The organism is Micromonospora sp. SD19, from assembly GCF_054462275.1.
In genome coordinates, this window is the sequence record NZ_JBTLMN010000003.1 from 575,647 (window position 1) to 595,994 (window position 20,348).

At 70.8% G+C, this 20,348-nt stretch carries 15 protein-coding genes; 9 read left to right on the forward strand and 6 right to left on the reverse strand.

The window, feature by feature from the left end; genetic code table 11:
• Positions 1–68: 68 nt before the first annotated feature.
• Genes ACX27O_RS15060 through ACX27O_RS15070 form a run of 3 tightly spaced genes read right to left on the reverse strand, consistent with a single transcriptional unit; the run spans position 69 to position 5,691 of the window.
• On the reverse strand, positions 69–2,249 hold the full coding sequence (locus ACX27O_RS15060; protein ID WP_458939585.1) for an RICIN domain-containing protein: 2,181 nt from the start codon (positions 2,247–2,249) through the stop codon (positions 69–71).
• Positions 2,246–4,597, reverse strand: coding sequence for a family 20 glycosylhydrolase (locus tag ACX27O_RS15065; protein ID WP_458939586.1), 2,352 nt, complete (start codon positions 4,595–4,597; stop codon positions 2,246–2,248). The genes ACX27O_RS15060 and ACX27O_RS15065 overlap by 4 nt, the downstream gene beginning before the upstream one ends.
• Before the next feature lie 20 nt (positions 4,598–4,617).
• Positions 4,618–5,691 carry a right-handed parallel beta-helix repeat-containing protein gene (locus tag ACX27O_RS15070; RefSeq protein ID WP_458939587.1) on the reverse strand — a complete coding sequence of 358 codons (1,074 nt, stop codon included), beginning with the start codon at positions 5,689–5,691 and terminating at the stop codon, positions 4,618–4,620.
• Between the two features lie 376 nt (positions 5,692–6,067).
• Here ACX27O_RS15070 and ACX27O_RS15075 point away from each other — a divergent pair, with 376 nt between their 5' ends.
• From ACX27O_RS15075 to ACX27O_RS15085, 3 genes are read left to right on the forward strand one after another with little or no spacing between them, the layout of a single operon-like run.
• Positions 6,068–7,096, forward strand: coding sequence for a 1-phosphofructokinase family hexose kinase (locus tag ACX27O_RS15075; protein ID WP_458939588.1), 1,029 nt, complete (start codon positions 6,068–6,070; stop codon positions 7,094–7,096).
• Positions 7,072–7,968: an SIS domain-containing protein gene (locus ACX27O_RS15080; RefSeq protein WP_458939589.1), complete on the forward strand. Its 897-nt coding sequence runs from the start codon at positions 7,072–7,074 to the stop codon at positions 7,966–7,968. The genes ACX27O_RS15075 and ACX27O_RS15080 overlap by 25 nt, the downstream gene beginning before the upstream one ends.
• A gap of 8 nt (positions 7,969–7,976) precedes the next feature.
• Positions 7,977–8,819: a class II fructose-bisphosphate aldolase gene (locus ACX27O_RS15085; protein WP_358126740.1), complete on the forward strand. Its 843-nt coding sequence runs from the start codon at positions 7,977–7,979 to the stop codon at positions 8,817–8,819.
• A gap of 18 nt (positions 8,820–8,837) precedes the next feature.
• Here the strand turns inward: ACX27O_RS15085 and ACX27O_RS15090 are convergent, their stop codons facing one another.
• Together ACX27O_RS15090 and ACX27O_RS15095 are read right to left on the reverse strand one after the other, a co-directional pair.
• Positions 8,838–10,025 (reverse strand): ROK family transcriptional regulator, encoded by a 1,188-nt coding sequence (locus ACX27O_RS15090; protein WP_357633559.1) that lies wholly within the window; start codon positions 10,023–10,025, stop codon positions 8,838–8,840.
• Positions 10,026–10,119: 94 nt separating this feature from the next.
• Positions 10,120–12,546, reverse strand: a complete 2,427-nt coding sequence (locus ACX27O_RS15095) for a family 20 glycosylhydrolase (protein WP_210861413.1) — start codon at positions 12,544–12,546, stop codon at positions 10,120–10,122.
• Positions 12,547–12,871: 325 nt separating this feature from the next.
• Between ACX27O_RS15095 and ACX27O_RS15100 the strand changes: the two genes are divergently transcribed.
• From ACX27O_RS15100 to ACX27O_RS15125, 6 genes are read left to right on the forward strand one after another with little or no spacing between them, the layout of a single operon-like run.
• Entirely contained in the window at positions 12,872–13,687 is an 816-nt protein-coding gene (locus ACX27O_RS15100; RefSeq protein ID WP_209444574.1) for an ABC transporter permease, read from the forward strand.
• Entirely contained in the window at positions 13,684–14,466 is a 783-nt protein-coding gene (locus tag ACX27O_RS15105) for an ABC transporter ATP-binding protein (protein WP_210861415.1), read from the forward strand. The genes ACX27O_RS15100 and ACX27O_RS15105 overlap by 4 nt, the downstream gene beginning before the upstream one ends.
• The gene (locus ACX27O_RS15110) at positions 14,463–15,461 is read left to right on the forward strand and encodes an aliphatic sulfonate ABC transporter substrate-binding protein (RefSeq protein ID WP_458939590.1); all 999 of its coding nucleotides are present in this window, start codon (positions 14,463–14,465) and stop codon (positions 15,459–15,461) included. The genes ACX27O_RS15105 and ACX27O_RS15110 overlap by 4 nt, the downstream gene beginning before the upstream one ends.
• 22 nt (positions 15,462–15,483) lie before the next feature.
• A complete protein-coding gene (locus tag ACX27O_RS15115) occupies positions 15,484–16,896 on the forward strand; it encodes a sulfatase family protein (protein ID WP_458939591.1) in 1,413 nt (470 codons plus the stop codon).
• A gap of 53 nt (positions 16,897–16,949) precedes the next feature.
• Positions 16,950–17,261 carry a YidH family protein gene (locus ACX27O_RS15120; RefSeq protein ID WP_357633540.1) on the forward strand — a complete coding sequence of 104 codons (312 nt, stop codon included), beginning with the start codon at positions 16,950–16,952 and terminating at the stop codon, positions 17,259–17,261.
• A gap of 1 nt (position 17,262) precedes the next feature.
• Positions 17,263–17,586, forward strand: a complete 324-nt coding sequence (locus ACX27O_RS15125) for a DUF202 domain-containing protein (protein ID WP_051708608.1) — start codon at positions 17,263–17,265, stop codon at positions 17,584–17,586.
• A 58-nt stretch (positions 17,587–17,644) separates the two neighbouring features.
• Here ACX27O_RS15125 and ACX27O_RS15130 read toward each other — a convergent pair whose 3' ends face one another.
• The gene (locus ACX27O_RS15130; RefSeq protein ID WP_458939592.1) at positions 17,645–20,335 is read right to left on the reverse strand and encodes a discoidin domain-containing protein; all 2,691 of its coding nucleotides are present in this window, start codon (positions 20,333–20,335) and stop codon (positions 17,645–17,647) included.
• Positions 20,336–20,348 lie beyond the last annotated feature (13 nt).

A 20,348-nucleotide genomic window follows, 5' to 3' on the forward strand; every position in this document is an offset into this window, starting at 1 on the left:
TCGTACACCTGTGGAAGCGAGACGCCGCGGGCTGCTGGAGCAGCCCGCGGCGTCCTGCGACGACGGTTCTAGGAGAGGGACCACTGTTGGCGGGTCGCGCCGGTGGCGGTGCGCTGGACGACGTCCGCCCCGTTGTCGGTGATCGTCCCGTCGAGGTCGAGCACCCGGCCACTGTTGCGGTTCGTGATGGTGACGTGGGTGCCGACGCGCGTGATCCGCCACTGCTGGTTGGTCGCACCCGTGTACGTCCACTGGATCACGTCGGCGCCGTCCGCCGTCGAGTTGCCGGCCACGTCCAGGGCACGGCCGCTGCGGCGGTTGACGATGCGGTGGTACCCGTTGCCGAGCGGCACGATCGACCACTTCTGGTGCGCGCCACCGTTGTCGGCCCACTGCACGGCGTCGCCGCCGTCACCCGGTGCGGCGACCGCGACCTCGATGACCTTCCCGCTGGCCCGGTTCGTGAGCGTGTAGCTCGCGGTCGGGTCGAACGAGCCGTTCAGGGCGTCGAGTTCCTTCAGGCTGAACCGGACGGTCATGATGTACGGGTAGCTGGTGTCGGCCGGGTCGAAGTATCCGTAGGACGTGAGCACGAACGTCCCGTCGGGCAGCACCACGTTGCCGGCGTAACCGGTGTCGCCGCTCTTGACCGAGGGCGTGAAGTCCTCCAGCAACCGCACCCGGTACTGCCCCTCCCGGGAGTTGACCAGGTCGTCGTACGTGCCGACCCAGGCCACCCAGTCGCCGGCCACCCACGCGCCGGTGTTGCTCACGCTGTTGCGGATGATGTCGCGGAAGGTGATGACGAGCCGACCGGACGCCGGGTCGTACGTGGCGGCGTGCCGTTCGCCCATCAGGGCGCCCTGCATCTCGCGCGGTTCGGTCCAGGTGTTCCCCTCGTCGTTCGAGAACGCGACCATGGCGTTGGTGCGCTTGTGCTGTGCCCGGGCGAGCATCGCGAGCTGGCGACCGTCCGGCGAGCGGATGATCTCGATCTCGCAGAGGCCGGCGTACTTCTCGATGGTGTTGTGCGCGGCGAGCAGCCGGGTCGGCGTGCTCCAGACGGCGTTGCCGGCGGCGTCGAAGGTCAGGTACGTCTTCCAGTTGTTGTAGCCGCCGTCGTGGAAGACGCCCAGGTACCGGAAGTCCCACGACCCGTCGGCCTTCTTCAGCCGCACCAGCGTGGCGTGCGCGACGTACCCGGCGAAGCCGGCGTCGGCGAAGTGGTGGGTGAACTCCGACCAGGACCGGCCGCTGTCGTCGGAGTACGCGGTCTTGAACCCGCCCGGACTCGCCGGAAGGCCGCTGACCAGCAGGAGTCGGGTCGCCCCGTTCGGCTTGACCACCTTGTAGAGGGTGGGTGTCTCCTTGCTGGTGGCCCAGCTCGCCGGGGTGGGGAGCCGACCGCTCCAGGTGCGGCCACCGTCGTCGCTGCGCTTCAGGATGATCTGGCCGGTGCCGTGGCCCATGGGGTAGACGGCGAACATCGTGCGGCCGTCGTCGAGCAGGACGGTGTCGGGGTGCCCGAGGTACTGCCCGGCCTGGCGGTCGGTGAGCACCTGACGGCGCGCGTCGTCCTTGAGGTCCAGGAACGGGATCGTGTAGTCGATGCGCATGCTCAGGTCGCTGATCTCGCCCGCCGTCAGCGGGGTTCCGTACACCCGCACGTAGTCCAGGTCACCGCTGTAGTGCCACTGAGCTCCCTGGGCGTCGACGTTGCGGCCGATCCACATGCCGTTCAGGTCCCGGACGTTCGCGAAGAACCGGGTGGAGGGGTGCGTGGCGCGAAGCGCCCCGTCGACGTGCAGGCGGGTGCCCTCGGTGCCGACGGTCAGGATGGCGGTGTGCCAGACGCCGTCGTTGTAGGGACCGCCGGTGGCGGTCATCTGGGTGGCGTACGCCCCGTTCTCGCGGTTCTCGAAGTACACCGAGCCGCCGTTGAGGGAGAACGACAGGTTGCTGGAGTCGTCGGCGGTGTGCGAGGCGCTGAAGAAGCTCTTCGCGACGGCGGTGCTGGTGGACCGGAACCGGACGGCGATCGCCCCCTGGGTCAGGTTCGCCACCCTCGACAGGTCGGCCGACCTGTCGAGGAAGGTGCTGCTGCCGTTGAACGCCTGGTTGACCGGGTAGTTCACCGTCGCCGTGGGCGCGGCGTGCCCGGCGGTCGCCGGCACCAACAGGCTGAGCAGGAGCAGCAGGGCGACGGTCGCGGCGGTGCCCGCCCGGGCCGCCGTCCACCGGCCGTTCATCGGGTGATGGTCCATTGCTGTTCGGTACCTCCGCGGTAGGTGGACTGGACGACGGCGGCGCCGTCGGTGGTGGCGGCGTTGGCGACGGTGAGCGCCTTGCCGGAACTCCGGTTGATGATCTTGTAATTGGTGCCGACCGGAATGAGGCTCCACAGCTGGTTCGCACCGCCGTGGTACGTCCACTGCACGACGTTCGCCCCGTCGGCGGTGGAGGAGCCGGGCACGTCCAGCACCTTGCCGCTGCTGCGGTTGACGATGCGGTGGTAGCCGCCGCCGGCCTCGACGAGCGTCCAGCGCTGATGTGCCGCGCCGTTGCCCGACCACTGGATGGCGTTCGCGCCGTCCCCGCTGCCCGCCGGCACCTCCAGCACCTTGGCGCTGTTGCGGTTGACCACGCGGTGTTCGGTTGCCGGGTCGAACACCGCGGCCGGGGTCGCCGCCCGGGACACCTCGACCTTGTCCGCCGTGACCGCCGTACCTGACGAACTGGCGTTCCTGCTGTTCAGCACCCGCACCTTGAGGACGTGGGGGCCCTGCGCGAGCTGCCCGCTGGTGAAGACCATCGCCTGGTCCACCCGGGTCGGGGAGTACAGGTCGACGACAGTCTCCGGGCCGCCGTCGACCGAGACGCCCGCCCGGCCGTGGTTCGCCGCCCTGGCGGCGAAGAGCTTGATCTTGTTGCCGGTGAACCGCACCTGGTACGCGCTGTCGAGGGTGCTGCTGTAGTGGTCGTCGCGCTGGAACTGCCTGCTGCCGTTGGCCCCGTAGGACCACGTCCCCGAGTAGCTGAACTGGTTGTCGCCGGTCCCCGTGGTGTTGTCGTTGACCTGGACCACGCTCGGCACGCCCGGGGCGTCGCCGATCGCGTCCACCCGGGCGAAGTACGCCTCCACGGTGCTCGACCGGGGACCGCCCCACAGTCGCTCGGCCAGCACCTCGGTCGGCCGCTTCGCGTACTGGTCGAACCACTCGTCGGTCTGGTGCTCCATCGCGTCCGACCAGCGGGCCATCTGGTAGCCGTTGACCTTCGCGTTCTGGTCGGGCGCCCAGCTCTCGTAGACGTTCTTGGTGTTGACGTAGAGGTTGAGCCCGGGAGTCACGTACAGGGTGCTCTCCGGTACGCCGACGACCGTGTAGCCCAGGTTGTAGAAGTAGTTCAGCGACCCGGTGTACGGGGTGAGGACGATGTTGGTGGCCGGCTTGATGCTGGTCTGCTGGCCGTTCGTCTCCCACCAGTTCCACAACTGCGCCGTCTTGCCGTACGAGCGCACCTTGTCGTTCATCAGGTTCATGAACTCGGTGAAGACGTCACCGGGGTACGGGAAGCCGCGCGCCTGCGCGTAGCTGACCAGCTCGGGGCAGGAGTTCTTGGCGGCGTCGGTCTGGTACTCGTCGCCGCCGATGTGGAAGTAGGGGCCGTCGAACAGTGGGACGAACTCCGACAGCAGGTTCATCACGAACGTCCGGGCGTTCTCCTTGGTGAGGTTCAGCGTCCAGCCGCCCCTCTCACCGCCCGGCCAGGGCGCGTAGTCCATCGACGAGCAGGAGAACCTCATCGTCGGGTCGTAGGTCGTCATCGCCGTGGCGTGGCCCGGCAGGTCGATCTCGGGAACGATCGTGATGTGGTAGCGCTTGGCGACGTCCTGCAACCGGCGCAGGTCGGCCTTGCTGTAGGACTGCGCCGAGGCCAGCCCGGGGTACCGGTCGCTGCGCAGCCGGAAGCCGTTCCACTCGGTGAGGTGCAGGCGCAGCGTGTTCAGGCGTAGCCACGCCATCCGGCGGAGCAGGTTCTCGAGGTGGTCCATCTCGTAGAAGTGCCGGCCGACATCGAGCATCACTCCCCGGTCCCGGTACTGCGGGTAGTCCCGGATGGTGCCCGCCGGAACTGTCGTCCTCGTCGCGCTCTGTTTGATCATTTGCAGCAGGGTCTGGGTGCCGTAGTACGCGCCGGCCGCCGCGTTCGCGCGGATCACGACGGTCGAGCCGGCGGTCAGCAGGTAGCCCTGATCGCCGATCCCGGCGTCGGTGCTCGCCAGCGTGAGCAGGATGTCACCGGTCCCGGGCGTCGCCGCCGAGACAACCGGTACGTCGGCGCCGCTGATCGCGCCGAGGTCGACGCGCAGCGCCGTCGCGGCTGGTGACAGCTGGGCGGCGTGTGCCGGGTCGAGCAGGATCCGGGACGACGGGGCCAGCGTCCAGACGCCGGTCCCTCCGGTCCACTCCCGGACGCTCGGCGCGACCTGGGGTGCCGGGTTGGCCGCCCGCGCCGCCGACGGGACAGCGAGCCCGACGCCGACCAGCAGGGAGGCGAGGAGGAGAGGGAGAAGCCGCTTGTGGGAGGAGAACACGGTCACGTACCTCCGGTCGTTCAGAGCGGAAGGAGATCCTTGACGTTGCCCTGCAACAGGGGCGCGGTGCCGCTGTTGGACTGTGTGCCGACCAGGTGCACAGGCGTGGCGCCGGAGCAGGCGACGGCGAGGTTGGAGAGCGTGCACCCGGACAGCAGCCACCGGGTGCCGAGCAGGTTCGTGGCGCGGATGTCGCTGTACCAGAGGGTGTTGCCGGTGAAGGTCGGTGGCAGGACGCCGTCGACGACGACGCCGGTGCCCGGGTTGCGCTCGACCCCGCCGATGGGGAAGGACAGGGCGGTGCTCCAGCGCACCGGGACGCCACCGTTGCAGTGGTTGACGGTGTTGCCGGTCAGGCTGCCGTGCCCCCAGTTGTCGCTGGCGAGCGCCCCGTACGGGCTGGTCTGGGCGAACGAGTAGTAGGCGCCGTAGCAGCCGACGACGACGTTGCCGTTGATCGTCCAGTTCCCCGACGAGTTCCAGATCGCGAGTCGGCACGAGGTGAAGCTGTTCGCGGTCAACTGTGAGTACTCACTGCGGTCGGCCAGCGAGACACCGAAGTAGCAGCGGTGGAAGGCGTTGCCGCTGACCTTGAGCCGGTAGCCGAAGTAGTCGTCGGCGGCCGATCCGGTGATCGCCAGTCCGGCGCCGCGCCAGTTCGTGAAGTCGCAGTCCAGGATCCGTACGCCGGTACTGCGGCTGATCCGGACGGCGACGTGCGCGAACTGTGGTGCGGTGCCGACCGGGCTGGCCTGGCGGCCGAGGAAGTGGACGCCGCTGATGGTGACACCGCTGCGGCCCACGATGGACAGTGCACCGGTCTGGTCGTCGGGGACGGTGACGGTCGCGCCGTTGCCGACGATGAGGCAGCGGTCGGGCAGGGCGACCGGAGCGGTGAGGGTGTACGTGGTGCCGGGCGCGAGCTGCACCTGAGGCGTACGGGCGAGGACGGCGTTCCAGTCGTCGGAGACGCCGAGCACCGGCAGGGATGTCGAGGCGATGGCGGCGTCGGCGCGGCCGGGCGGGACGACGGCGGCGAGGGCACCGGCGGCGCCCGCCAGCGCGACCGCGCGGCGGGGGAGGCGTGTGGTCATTGATGTCCTTCGGACAGCGGGGGAATGTCCTACGTCAGATGTCGGACGAACTTACGAGCGATATCGACCCCCGTCAAGAGAGCGGTTGCCCCGTCCTCGGCGGCCGCTCGGCCTCCGGCTCGGTAGCGGCCCGTGCAAGTTGATGCAAAATTCCTGCCCGGTTGGAACCCCGCGCGTCAGGGCTGCTCGAACACCGCGACGCTCCCTCGATGCGGTGCCCGCAGGGGCGGTGACGGTGTCGGAGCGCTCAGGACCGACCTTGACGCCGCCGGGGTCAGATCCCTAGGGTCTGCAACATCCTGATTGATTCTGGCATTTGAATGTCACGAAAGATCATGCGTGCTCGTGTGGCTGGCATCTTCTGGAAGAGGCGGACATGAAACGAGATCTGAACGGCGGTCCGCCAGACTCCCGGGCGCGCGGCGACCTGATCATCTCGGTGGCGCTCAATCCGGCCCTCGACGTCACCTACACCGTGCCCGACCTGGTGCCGGACACCTCCCACCGGGTGACGGACGTGGTGTCCCGTGCCGGCGGCAAGGGCCTGAACGTCGCCCGGGTCCTGCGGCAGCTGGGCGTCGAGACGATGGTCCTCGGCCTGGCCGGTGGGGCAGCCGGCGAACGGATCGAGGCCGAGCTGGCGACGGCCGGCGTACCGGCGCGATTCACCCGCCTCGACACGGAGACCCGCCGGACGGTGACCGTCCTCGGGCGAGGCACGGCGACCGTCCTCAACGAACCGGGCCCGCGCGTCACCGTCGCCCAGTGGGAGTCGTTCCGAGAGCAGTTCGCCGAGCGGGTCCGGGCGGCACGGGTGGTGGTGCTCTCCGGCAGCCGGCCACCGGGTGTCCCCGAGACCGCGTACCGCGATCTCGTCACCATCGCCCGGGCCGGCGGGGTCCAGACCATCGTGGACACCGACGGCGCCGCGCTGCGGCACGCGCTGGCCGCCGCGCCGACGCTGGTGAAACCCAACGTCCACGAGGCGGCGGAACTGCTCGGCCGCCCGGTGCGCACCCGCGACGACGCCGTGCGGGTGGCGCACCGGCTCGTCCGGCTCGGCGCCGTCGCCGGAGTCGTCTCCCGTGGCGCAGACGGCTTCGTGGCGGTCAACGGCGGGGCCGCCTACAGCGCCCACGCGCCCGAACGGATGGCCGGCAACCCGACCGGTGCCGGTGACGCCCTCGCGGCCGTGCTCGCGTACGGGCTGCTCACCCGCACGCCCTGGCGGGACGTCCTCGCCCGAGGCGCTGCCGTCTCGGCGGCCGCCGTCGCCTGCCGGTGGGCCGGCGAGTACGACGCCGTCGTGGCTTCCCGGCTGTTACCCGGAACCACCGTCGAACAACTGGAAGACCCCCGCACCGACAGAGAGCAGGAATCGTGTCGCACGTCGCCGCCGAGATAACCTCCCAGCCCGAGACGTGGCGTCGCGCCGTGGATCTGGTCGCCCGACCGGGCGTGGCGCAGGCACTGCCCCAGCCGGGCGAACGCGTCGCCGTGGTGGGCTGCGGCACCTCGTACTTCATGGCCCAGAGTTTCGCGGCGCTGCGCGAGTCGGCGGGCCAGGGGGAGACCGACGCCTTCGCCGCCTCGGAATTCCCCGCCGGGCGACGCTATGACCGGGTCGTCGCCATCACCCGTTCCGGCACCACCACCGAGGTGATCCGACTCCTTGAGCAACTGCCGCCCGGCAGCCGCTCGACAGTGCTCACCACCGACGCCGACCGGCCGGTGACCCGGCTGGTGAGCGACTGCGTCGTCCTCGACTTCGCCGACGAGCAGTCGGTGGTGCAAACCCGCTTCGCCACGACCGCGCTCGCCCTCTGGCGTGCCGGCCTCGGTGCGGACCTGACCGAGACGATCGACCAGGCGCGGGCCCAGCTCGGCACCCCACTGGACCCGGCCGTGGTCGGTCGGGACCAGTTCACCTTCCTCGGCACCGGCTGGACGGTGGGCGTGGCGCACGAGGCCGCCCTGAAACTGCGCGAGGCGGCACAGATGTGGGCCGAGTCGTACCCGGCGATGGAGTTCCGGCACGGTCCGATCAGCGTGGTGGACCACCGGTCCGTGGTCTGGATCTTCGGGCCGGTGGCACCGGGCCTCCTCGACGACCTGGCACCCACCGGCGCGATCGTGGTGCACGAGGACATCGACGCCATGGCTCACCTCACGACCGCGCAGCGGCTCGCGGTCGAGCTGGCGGTGCGTCGCGGTCTGCATCCGGATCAGCCCCGGCTGCTCACCCGGTCCGTCGTCCTCACCGCTCCGGTCGCCTGAGGCCGCTGATGACCCTCGTTCCCACCGCCGACCTGGTGGCGGCGGCCCAGGCTGCCGGTACCGGCGTGCTCGCGTTCAACGTGATCACGATCGAGTACGCCCAGGCCATCGCCACCGCGGCGGAGCGGGCCGGCCGACCGGCGATCCTGCAGATCAGTCAGAACGCCGCGCGCTACCACTCCGGTGTGTCGGCCATCGCCGCGGCGACGGCCGAGGTCGCCTGGCTGTCCAGCGCCACCCTGTCGCTGCACCTGGACCACGTCGACGACACAACCCTGCTGGAGCGGGCGCCCGACACCGGCTTCAGCTCCGTGATGGTCGACGCGTCAGCGCTGCCGTACGCCGCCAACGTGGCGGCCACCCGCAAGGCGACCGAGTGGGCGCACGACCACCGGTTGTGGGTGGAGGCCGAACTCGGCTACGTCGGCGGTAAACCGGACGCCCCGGCGAGCGCGCACACCGCCGGGGTCCGCACCGACCCGGCCGAGGCCGCCCGCTACGTCGCCGAGACCGGCGTCGACGCGCTGGCGGTCGCGGTGGGCAGCTCGCACGCGATGGCCGACCGGACCGCCTCGCTGGATCTCGACCTGGTGGCCGCGATCCGCGAGGCCGTACCGGTGCCGTTGGTCCTGCACGGCTCCTCCGGGGTGCCGCTGGAGCAGATCCGCGCCGCTGTCGGTCAGGGCATGGTGAAGATCAATGTTGGTACCGCCCTCAACGTGGCGTTCACCGACGCGGTCCGTGGCGTCCTGCCGCACTCCCGCGACCCGCGCCGGTATCTCGCCGCCGGCCGGGACGCGGTGACCGAGGCTGTCCAGCGGCTGCTCACGCTGCTGCCCGAGGCGTCGTAGCCGCTGCCCCTCGGGGGACTACCCGGGGAAGGCCGGCGAGGGCTCGGACAGGTTGAGCCGCAGCGCGGCCGCGACGGCGCCCAGGGCACCGCCCTCGTCGCCGAACTGGGCCGGCACGACGTCCAGGCGGCGGGTGTGCCGGGGCATCGCCAGCTCGGCGATCGCCGCGCGGACCGGCTCGAGCACCACCTCGCCGGCGTGGGCCAGGGTGCCGCCGATGGCCACCTTGCCCGGATCCAACTGCACCACCATCCCGGACAGAACGCGACCGAGCATCGTCGCGGCGTGCCGCACCACGTCCCGCACGGTCGGCTCGCCGGCGAGTGCCCGGGCCACCAGGTCGGCCGGGTCCGCGACTGTCACACCACGGCGGGCGCACTGCTCGATGAGCGCCGACGGACGGATCAGCAGTTCCAGGCAACCGCGACCACCGCACGGACAGGGGTCCCCGTCGGGGTCGACGCTGACGTGGCCGATCTCGCCGGCCGCGCCGTTCGCACCCCGGGCGAGTCGGCCGTCGACGATGAGCCCGCCACCGACGCCGTCACTCCACCGGACGTAGATGGCGTCCCGCACGTCACGGGTCGCCCCCCAGGTGCCCTCGGCCAGCGCGGCCAACCGCGAGTTGTTGTCGGTGACGACGGCGACGCCGTACCGGTCCTGGATGCGCGTGCTGACCTGCTTCGCGGCCACCGACGGGCTGCGCCCGCCCGCGGGGCGCTCCCGGCCGGCCACCAGGCCGGGCAGGCCGAGGCCGATCGCCTCCAGCGCGCGCAGGTCGATGTCGTGTTCCTGCACGAGGTCGTCGATCAGCTTGATCGCGGCGTTGGCGCGCCGGGCCGGCCCCGCCGCCAGCGTGATGGGGCGGCTGCCCCGGGCCAGGATGTCGTGCCCCAGGGTGGCGACGATGACCGTGATCGTCACCCGACCGAGGTCGATGCCGATGATTCGGCCGGCGGACGGGTTGAGGCTGACGGTCGTGGACGGCCGTCCACGACCCCGCTGGCCGGACAGCGCCGGTTCCCGCTCGACGACCACGCCGCGGGCGATGAGGTCGCCGATGATGTCGAACAGGGTGGTGCGGGACAGCCCGGTCAGCCGGATGAGGTCGGCCCGACTGAGCGGGCCGGCGCTGCGGAGCTGGGCCAGCAGCGCCTCCGTGTGCGCCAGCCGCACACGTTGCATGGCATCCGGACGTTCGATCACGGCACCATCATGACCGACGCCTGCTCCCGGGTGTCGTCGCGGCAACCTACGGCGCGGTGGCCGGCGCCGCCACCGGGGCGGCGCCGGCCCGCGGTCAGCTGGCGCGGACGGTGACGGTCAGCGCCGCCTGGACCGGGGCCAGCCCGGCCGAGCGCACCGACAACGTCCCGGTGTACGTCCCCGTCGAACCGAACGTGCGCCGGGACACGACGGTGAACGCGCTGTTGATCTGCATCGCCGGGATGCTCGGCTCGCGCGTCGCGGTCGGCGTCAACGCCTCCACCCGTCCGTCACTCCAGGTGACGGTGGCGGTCAGGTCGGTGCTGCGCAGCCCGGGGGCGGTGACCGTCCAGGTGGCGCCGACCGGTGCGCCGACGACGGCGGCGGCGGACCGGCCGAGCGCCTGTTTGCGCCACGCCACGTCGGCGGTGGGGAAGAAGTTGACGCCCTCGACCGTCAACCGTCCGCCGGCCACCGACAGCCGGGTGGTGAAGTCGGCGTAGTCGCGCTGCGTCTGCGGCGTCCACCCCACCTCGGCGGTGGCGATCAGGCGCGGAAAGCTGTAGTACTGCGCCTGGCCGATCCGGCGGATGAACTCGCCCCACAGGGCCGACTCGACCCCGAGCACGCTGGTCTCGGCGATGTTGGGGATGAAGGTGCCCGGGTCCCAGTTGTAGTGCCGGTCCAGTCCGCACGGTCCGCCGCAGGCCCACGAGCCGCCGAGCGGTTGGCGGGCATCCTGCTTCTGCGGCACGTACGTGTGGGCGGCGGGGGAGAGGACGACCCGGGCGCCACGGCCGGTCACCGCGTTGCTCACCGCCGTGCGGTCACCGTTCCAGTACTGCACCACAGCGTTGTCGCGGGGCAGCGCCGTGCCGGCGTACTCGTTCCAGCCGACCACTGTCTTGCCGAGCGACGCGACGGTAGCGGTGAAGGCGTCGACCATCGCGGTGTAGTTCGCGTGGCTGGTCACGTGCGCCTCGTCGCCGCCGATGTGCAGGTACGGCCCCGGCGTCATGGCGGCGATCTGGGTCAGCACCTGCGTGACGAACTCGTACGTCGTCGCGCTGGCCGAGTCGAGCGTCGAGTAGCCGACGTTGCCGGTGCCGTTGGCCGGTGCGGTCTGCTGGCCGGGTGCCGGCTTGGGCTGGGCGCCGGCCGTGTTGAGCTGGGGGATGGCGTGCAGTGCCGCGTTGGTGTGCCCCGGCATGTCGATCTCCGGGATGACCGTCATGCCGTTCAGGCCGGCGTAGCGCACGATCTCGGCGTAGTCGGCCCTGGTGTAGAAGCCGGTGACGCCCAGTTCGGTGCCCATCAGTTGACCGCTGTCGTTGTAGGTCATGGCGGTGCGCCCGCTGACCGAGGTGAGCCGGCCGTAGTCGATGCCCGCCGGGTTGCTGGTCGGGTTGTCGATGGCGATCCGCCAGCCCTGGTCGTCGGTCAGGTGCAGGTGCAGACGATTGATCTTGTATTGCGCCGCGCTGTCGATGTACGCCTTGACCTCGTTCATCGGGTAGAAGCTGCGGGCGACGTCGAGCATCATCGCGCGGTGGGCGAAGCGTGGGTAGTCGGAGATCGTCACCGCCGGCACCGTCCACGCGGTGTTCACGACGGTGTCGGACTCCACCCACTGGGGCAGGAGTTGGCGCAGCGTCTGCACCCCGTTGAGCGCGCCGTTGGCCGTGTCGGCGCTGATCCGGACCGTGCCGGTGGTGACGACGAGCCGGTATCCCTCGGCGGCGTGCCCGACCGGACCCTTGCCGGCCCCCACCTCGACGACGATGGGCGCGGGCGCGGTGCTCTGGGTGACCACCGGCAGGGCGTACCCGGTGGCGGGGCGGAGCAGCCCGGCGAGGTAGGTGGCGGGCGCGGTGGCCTGCGATCCGACCGCGACGACCGGTGTGTTCGGGTTCAGTGTGTACGGCGTGCCGCCGTTCTCGGTGAGCGACACCGGTTTGGGCAGCAGGCCCAGTGAGGGTGCCGGCGGGGGCGCGGTGCTGTCCCAGATCTCGAACTCGGAGATCGAGTAGCCGTAGGCCGCCCACCGTTGGTGCCCCTGCATCCGTACGTAGGACACCGGCTGGGCCGAGTTCACAGCGATGACGTCCGTGCGGGGGCAGGTGTCGCGCTGCAGGCGGGTGACGGTGGTCCAGGCGGTGCCGTCGGCGGAGGTCTGCAGGGAGAAGTCACGGGCGCACGCGTTGGGCCAGGTCAGCACCACGTGGTCGACCCGGGTGGCGGACGCCAGCCGGACCTGGACCCAGTTGTCGTCCTGGTACTTCGACGACCAGCGGGTGTTGCGGTCGCCGTCGTTGACGCGCGTGGCGACGAAGTCGGCGCGGTCGAGTTCGACGCTCGACGCGGTGGCGGTGCCGGTGCGGGCCAGGTTCACCGGCGCGGCCATGGCCGGGCTGGCGGCCGTGAGCGGCGCGAGCAGCGACGCGGCGATCACCAGGGCGAGCTTCGCCGCGGTCAGGCGGCGTCTGGGTCCGGTGGTGTGGGGGGAGCGCGGAATCGACATGGGACTCCTCTGTCCGTCGCCCGGCTCGCCGGGGGACTGGTTGCTCGGGTACGCCGCAGTCTGCTGACGTCGCCCAATTTAGTCAATGCCCCGGACAATAAAACGGCGGCCGGTCCGGTCGGGGCCGGGCGTTGTCAGGTAGCCCGGTCACCCCTAGGCTGCCGGCCAGACATCTGACATCTTATGAACCGCCGCACCGCTCCCAGCTCGGGCTTTTTAGTCCGAAGGGTTGACATGAATAGTGTCGTCGCCAAAGATTCGCTTACCTTCAGCGCCGCCGACCGGAGAGGAGCCCCATGTCCGAGCTGGGCTACGGAGCACCACCGTGGCGATAGACGTGCAACCGTCCCCACCCCGAGGTCCGGAAACCACCACCGCGACGTCGCCGCCGCGCCGCGCCGTACCGCTGCTGGTGTGGAACGTGCTCGCCGTCGTACTGGGCGTCGGCATCTGGACCGTGCTGGCCCGGATCGGGGTCTCGGGCCTTCCCGGGCCGCAGGAGGTCGCCGTCCGCGCCGGTGAGCTGACCATGGACGGCACCCTGCTCGACGACAGCCTGGCCAGCCTGCGCCGGGTGCTCATCGGCTTCGCGCTCGGCAGCGCCCTGGCCATCCCGGTCGGCTTCCTCATGGGCTGGTACCGGACCGCGCGCGGCCTGATCGAGCCCTACGTGCAGTTCTTCCGCACCATCCCGCCGCTGGCCGTCATCCCGCTCGCCATCCTGCTCATGGGCATCGGGGAGACCCCGAAGATCTTCGTCATCTTCCTCGCCGCGTTCCTGTCCTGCGTCGTGTCGACGTTCCAGGGTGTGGTGAGCGTCGACAGCACCATGATCAACGCCGCCCGGGTGCTCGGCGCCAACGACGCCGTGGTGTTCCGCCGGGTCGTCGTCCCCGCGTCCACCCCGTTCATCCTGGTCGGCATGCGCGTCGGCCTCGGCGCGGCGTGGGCGACGCTGGTCGCCGCCGAGTTGATCGCCGCCCAGGAGGGCCTCGGCTACCGGATGCAGCAGGCACAGATCTACTACGACCTGCCGAGCATCTTCGTCGGCCTGATCACCATCGGCGTGCTCGGCCTGCTCATGGATCGGCTTCTGCTCGCCGCCGAGAAGCGCCTCACCGGATGGCAGGAACGCCGATGACCGAGAAGATCTCCTTCCGCGCCACCACCCGCACGTTCGAGGTGGGCGGCAAACCGTTCCACGCGCTGCGCGAGGTCGACCTGGACATCGCCGACCGCGAGTTCGTCACAGTGGTCGGCCCGTCCGGCTGCGGCAAGTCGACCCTGATGAACATCGCCGCCGGCCTGGTCGAGCCCACCAGCGGTGAGGTGCTCGTCGACTCACGACCGGTGCGGGGGCCCAGCCCGGAACGCGGCGTCATCTTCCAGCAGTACGCGCTGTTCCCCTGGCTGACGGTCCGCGAGAACGTCGAGTTCGGTCTCCGGATCGCCAAGGTCGGGCGGGCGCAACGGCGAGCACGGGCGCAGCACTTCATCGACCTGGTGGGTCTCGGCGACTTCGCCGACGCGCTGCCCCGGATGCTCTCCGGTGGCATGCGGCAGCGGTGCGCCATCGCCCGCGCGTACGCCGTCGACCCCGGCGTCCTGCTCATGGACGAACCCTTCGGCGCCCTCGACGCCCTCACCCGGGTGCAGATGCAGGACCAGTTGCTGGACACCTGGGGCACCGAGCGACGCACTGTCATGTTCATCACCCACGACGTCGACGAGGCCGTCTACCTCGCCAACCGGGTCGTCGTCATGGCCGCCCGTCCGGGTCGGGTGCACGAGGTCATCGACGTCGACCTGCCGTACCCGCGAACCGAAGCGGTCCGTCTCTCCCCGGAATTCTCCCGGATCCGCAATCGGGTCTGGCGCGCTGTCTACCACCAGACCCCTCAGGAAGGTGCATCCCGATGAGCCCTCTCTCCCGTCGCGCCCTGCTGACCGGCATCGCCGGTCTCGGCGCCACCGCGGCCCTTGCCGCCTGCGACGACGAAAAGTCCGGATCCGGCGGCTCCGCCAGCGAACCGGTGAAGCTCGGCTACATCGCCGACTTCACCGGCGCGAGCCTGATGGCGATCGCCGACGACAAGAAGCTGTGGGACAAGCACGGGCTCAAGCCGGACCTGAAGGTCTTCACCAACGGCCCCCTGCAGGTGCAGGCGCTCGGCGCCGGAGACCTCGACTTCGGCTACCTGGGCCCGGGTGCGATGTGGCTGCCGGCCTCCGGCAAGGCCCGGGTCATCGCCATCAACTCGCTCGGCTTCGCCGACCGGGTCATCGCCAAGCCGGGCATCACCTCCGTCGCCGCGCTGAAGGGCAAGAAGGTCGGCGTGCCGGAGGGCACCTCCGGCGACATGATCGTGCGGCTGGCCCTGCGGCGCGCCGGGCTCTCCATCGACGACGTCCAGAAGGTCACGATGGACGCCAGCACGGTGGTCACCGCGTTCGGGTCCGGCCAGATCGACGCGGCCGGCATCTGGTACCCGCTGATCGGCACCATCAAGAAGCGGGTGCCGGACCTGGTCGAGCTGGCCAAGAACGAGGACTTCTACCCGGACATCAGCTTTCCGTCCGCCTACGTCGGGCGCAACGACGTGGTCACCGGCAAGCCGGAGCTGGTCAAGAAGGTGCTCGCGGTGCTGCGCGCCGCCAACGACGAGCGGGCTGCCGACGTGGACCGTGCCGTCGAGGTGACCGCGAAGTTCCTCAAGTCGGCGCCGGTCGACCAGCTGCGCGCCGAAGCCACCAACGCCCGGTTCCTGCCCTCGGCCGAACTCGCCGCCAAGTCCACCGACGGCACCGTCGCGGGCTGGCTCACCGGCCTCAACGGCCTGTTCAAGGACCTGGGCAAGCTGCCGGACGTGGTCGACCCGAGCGCCTACTACGACGCCGCCGCGTACGCGTCCTGAACCGGTGAGAAAGGACCAACCCGTGCGGCCCAACATCGTCTTCATCATGGCCGACGACCACGCCGCGCACGCTGTGGGCGCCTACGGAAGCAAGATCAACGAGACGCCGCACATCGACCGCATCGCGGCCGGCGGCGCCCTGCTGGAGAACTGCTTCTGCACCAACTCGCTCTGCGCGCCCAGCCGGGCCACCATCCTCACCGGCACCTACAACCACGTCAACGGCGTGCAGACGTTGTCGACCGAGTTCGACAACCGGCAGCTCGTCTTCCCGGAGCTGCTGCGCCGTGCCGGCTACCAGACCGCGCTGGTCGGCAAGTGGCACCTCGGGCACGGCCCGGAGCACGACCCCCGGGGTTTCGACTACTGGGAGGTCGTGCCCGGTCAGGGTCGCTACCGCGACCCCGTGTTCATCGGCATGGACGGCACCGAGCAGGTCCGCCCCGGCTACTGCACGAACATCATCACCGACCTGGCCGTCGACTGGCTCGACCAGCGCGACCAGCAGCGCCCCTTCTGCCTGCTCGTGCACCACAAGGCCCCGCACCGCAACTGGGAGCCCGACGACAAACACCGCGACATGTACGTCGACGACGTGGCCGTACCGGGCTCGTTCGACGACGACCACTCGGGGCACGCCGCCGCCGCCCGGGCCGCCCGGATGCGGGTGGACCGGGACCTGACCGCCAACGACATCAAGGAGATGCTGCCGCCGCACCTGGACCCGGACGAGGCCGCGCTCTGGACCTACCAGCGGTACATCAAGGACTACCTGCGGTGCGTCGCCAGCGTCGACGACAACGTGGGCCGCCTGCTCGACTACCTCGACGAGCACGGGCTGACCGACGACACCATCGTCGTCTACACCTCCGACCAGGGCTTCTTCCTCGGCGACCACGGCTGGTACGACAAGCGGTTCATGTACGAGGAGTCGCTGCGGATGCCGTTCCTCATCCGCTACCCGGCGGAGATCCCGGCCGGCTCCACCACCGGCGCGCTCGCCATGAACGTCGACTTCGCCCAGACGTTCCTCGACTACGCCGGCGTGCCGGCCGACGGCCGCATGCAGGGGCGCTCACTGCGACCGCTGCTGCGCGGCGAGGACGTCGACGACTGGCGGCAGTCCGTGTACTACCGCTACTGGGAGCACGACGACGACGAGCACCACGTGTGGGCGCACTACGGCGTACGCACCCACGACCACAAGCTGGTCTACTACTACGCCGACGGGCTGGGGCTGCCCGGCACCTCCGCGACGGCACAGGAGCCGGAGTGGGAGCTGTTCGACCTGCGGGCCGATCCGTGGGAGATGCGCAGCGTCTACGACGACCCGGCGTACGCGCGGATCCGGACGGCACTCACCGACGAGCTCGCCCGGGTCCAGCGGGAGTGTGGCGACACCCCGTGGCAGCCGTCGGCACCGGTCACCGGGTGACGGAGGAGCCGACGGGACGAGCCGACCGCCGCTGGCCACGGCGGGTGTACGGGGTGGGCACGGAGCCGGACCCGCGCTTCACCCTCGCCAACGAGCGCACGTTCCTCGCGTGGCTGCGGACCGCGCTGGGTCTCATGGTGGCCGCCGCGGCGGTCAAGGCCTTCGGTGCGGACGGCGCGCAGTGGGCGGCGGTCGTGCTGGCGGTGCTCGCCGTCGGGGTGGCCGTCGAGGCGTTTCCCCGGTGGAGCCGCAACGAACGGGCGCTGCGGCTCCAGCTGCCGCTGCCGTCCACCCCCGTCGTCGCCGTGTCGGCGGCGGGGGTGGTGGTGGCCGGCGTGACGATCGTCGTCGTGGTGCTGATCTGAGGTGACGGAGCCGCCGCGTCTCGCCGACCGGGGGGCGCAGGCCGAACGCACCCTGCTCGCGTGGCTGCGCACCGCGCTGGCGACCGCCGCCGTGCTGCTGGCCGTCGGCCGGGAGCTGGTGCCCCGTCATCCGATCGCCGCGGGGCTCGTGCTGGCCTGCGCGCCGCTCGCCGCCGCGGTGGCCGTGCTGGCGCGACGCCGGTATCGCACCGTACGGCTGCCCACGCACCTGGGCCACCCGGAGGGCGCCGCCCTGCTGGCCGTCGGCACCGTGCTGGTGGTGGCGGGGGGCGTGGCGGTCCTCGCCCATGTCCTCGCCAGGTGAGGTGGGATGCGGCCGTCCCGGGGCGGCGATAGGGGCGCCCCGGGACGGCCGGTACCGGTCAGGCCGTCGATCCGTACAGATTGATCTCGGCGGCGGAGGCGTACCCGGCCCCGTTCGTGGCGCGGGTGGTGCGCAGACGCACGTGCCGGGCCGTGGTGGGCGTGAAGACCGCTGTCTTCACTGTGCTGCCGGCGCCGAAGGTGCCGGCGGTGACCTGGGTCCAGGTGGTGCCGTCGGTGCTGGTCAGGATCTGGTAGTCGGCGATGGTGCCGTTGGTGCCGCCGTCCTGACGGGGTAGGTAGTCGAGCCTGTCGATCCGATAGTTGCCGCCGAGGTCGATGGTGATCTGGTGCGGCATGGCGGCGACCCCGCCGACGTAGCGGGTGTGCCAGATGGTGGCCGGGTTGCCGTCGATGGCGTTGGCGGCGACGCCGTTCTCGCCGACGGTCTCGACGCTGTCCGCCGTCGCTGTCCACCGGGTGCGGGGCAGTTGCGGGCTGCTGCCGCCGCCGATCGGCTCGTCGGTCGGGGTGGCCTGGAAGACGGCGACCTCGAACGGCGCGAGGGTGATGCTCACCGGTGCGGCCGGACCCGACACGAAGCCGCCGCGCCGCCCGTCACGCTCGGTGAACCGGTACCGCTGGTGGGTGCCACCGGGCAGCTCGAAGACCGTCTGCGGGTTGACAGTGAAGCTCTGCGCGGACGCCGACGGGTTGCGCAGCATCAGCATCCCCTTCGACGCGCCGGCCGAGGAGTTCCAGGCGGCGGTGCCGTAGACCGCCCCGGCGGCCGGGTCACCGCCGACCCAGTGCACGTCGCTGAGCAACCCCTGGTTGGCCCGCGCCCACCGGGCGTTGGCCGCCACGGTGTCCCAGAACCAGGCCGCGCCCGGCCGGTTCGCGTCGACCAGTGTGTTGCGGACGTACAGCTCCTGGAGGCTGAGCCCGAGCGCGAAATAGGCGCGGATGTCCTGCGACACCTCGGCCTGGACACTGGGCTTGGTCAGGTCGTAGTCGGCGGTGAACTGGGGTGTCCGGTCGGAGAAGATGATGCCGTGGTTCATCAGGCTCGGGATCGGAAACAGCGGGTTCTGTCTGGTGTTGTTGCGGAACGTCTCCGAGTCGCGGTAGTTGACGTAGCGCTGCTGCGCGCTGCCCGCGCCGACCAGGCCCGCGTCGTGCCCGTCACGCCAGATCGAGTCGGTGAACCACAACCAGTACGGCGACCCCCAGGTGCCGACCGTGGCGTTGACGAACACGTCCTTCTGGTGCGCGCGCAGGTCGCCGGTCAACCCGAGCAGGGCCTCGTAGTCGGCGATGTAGTTCGCGTTCGGGCCGGACTGGTAGAGCCCGCCGCCGATGCCGTCCAGCTTGAAGCCGCGTACCCCCTGGTTGTCCATCATGTCGAAGGCGACCGACCGGAACCGGTCGTAGTAGCGGGCGCCGCCGAGTTTGAACTGGCCGCCGCTGTGGGTCTCCAACCGCTGGTCGGCGGGTTTGCTCGCGTTGATGGCCTGGCGGGTGGCGGCGCTCGTGCCGTACCCGCCGAACGGTGACATCCACACCGACATCGAGGCCCCGTACTGCGCGGCGGCGGCCTTCTGCGGGGCGAAGCCGGTGGGGAACTGGGTCGGGTCGAACGACCACACGTTCAGGTTCGTCTCGTCGACCCGGGGCGTACGCAGATAGTCCCAGCCGTCGTCGACCCAGAAGCTGTCGATGGTGGCCCCCCGGTTGCGCAGCTCGGTGCCGAACAGGTTGATGGCCCGGGTCAGCTCGGCGCTGTCGATGACCTCGCCGGGTGGTTTGAGGTCCAGCCAGCTCTGGTAGTGCAGGAACGTCCGCCGGTCGTGGGCCCGCTCGCGTTGCAGGTAGTACTGGAACGAGCGGCGTAGCTGCCCGGCCGGGGAGACACCGGTGGAGGCGGTGTAGACCCAGGACGTGCCGGCGGTGAGGTCACCGGCGCGGGGCACCGCGATGTCGACGGCGGACCCGTTCACAGTGGCCTTCGCCATCGGGTTCTCGATGCCGACGAACACCGTCTCGCTGCCGGCCGCGCCGTGCACCACCGGGCTGCCGTCGTCGCTGCCCAGCACCCGGGCGTTGGTGAGACCCAGTTCGACCAGGCGCACCGACGTCACGTCGAACGTGCCGGCCACCGAGCGCACGGTGAAGCTGTGCTGCACCGAGTTGGCCCCGCCGCGCAGCCGTACCTGCCACTGCACGTCGAGCGTCCGGGTGCCGCCGCCGTACCGGAAGGTGGTGGTCACCGCCTTGCCGGCGAAGCGTTCCGCCAGCCGTGCCGACCCGGCGTTCGCCGCCAGGTCGCTGACCACCGGACCGGCGGAGACGCTCGTGTTCGCCGCCGTGATGGTGCTGCCGTCGGCCAGGGTGAGGGTGAAGAGCCCGCGCAGGCTCATCGGCACCGTGGTGTTCGTCGCCCGGTTGTCGAACCGGGTCAGCGACACCGTGCTGCCCTGCACGCTCCACGTGCTCGACAGCGCCGCGTTGGCCAGTGTGAAGCTGCCGCCGGAGAGCGACGCCGTCGCCGCGCCCGGCTGGACACCGGGGAAGACCAGGCCGGCGGCGTCGGTGTAGGTCGGGTCCGCCGGGACCGCCGCGCCGGCCGGGGCCGGCTGGCCCCCGACCGTCGCGACGGCACCGGCGACCAGAGTCAGGACGATGGTGGGCACGACGAGCCGCCGTGGCCGTGGTGGGGATGGGGGTGGCAGTGGCGTGTCGTGCTGCATCGTGCCTCCATCG

Bases quoted from the DNA above. Each gene is read 5' to 3' on its own strand.
- ACX27O_RS15060 (WP_458939585.1), bottom strand. From the start codon at position 2,249: ATGAACGGCCGGTGGACGGCGGCCCGGGCGGGCACCGCCGCGACCGTC.
- ACX27O_RS15070 (WP_458939587.1), bottom strand. From the start codon at position 5,691: ATGACCACACGCCTCCCCCGCCGCGCGGTCGCGCTGGCGGGCGCCGCC.
- ACX27O_RS15075 (WP_458939588.1), top strand. From the start codon at position 6,068: ATGAAACGAGATCTGAACGGCGGTCCGCCAGACTCCCGGGCGCGCGGC.
- ACX27O_RS15085 (WP_358126740.1), top strand. From the start codon at position 7,977: ATGACCCTCGTTCCCACCGCCGACCTGGTGGCGGCGGCCCAGGCTGCC.
- ACX27O_RS15095 (WP_210861413.1), bottom strand. From the start codon at position 12,546: ATGTCGATTCCGCGCTCCCCCCACACCACCGGACCCAGACGCCGCCTG.
- ACX27O_RS15105 (WP_210861415.1), top strand. From the start codon at position 13,684: ATGACCGAGAAGATCTCCTTCCGCGCCACCACCCGCACGTTCGAGGTG.
- ACX27O_RS15110 (WP_458939590.1), top strand. From the start codon at position 14,463: ATGAGCCCTCTCTCCCGTCGCGCCCTGCTGACCGGCATCGCCGGTCTC.
- ACX27O_RS15130 (WP_458939592.1), bottom strand. From the start codon at position 20,335: ATGCAGCACGACACGCCACTGCCACCCCCATCCCCACCACGGCCACGG.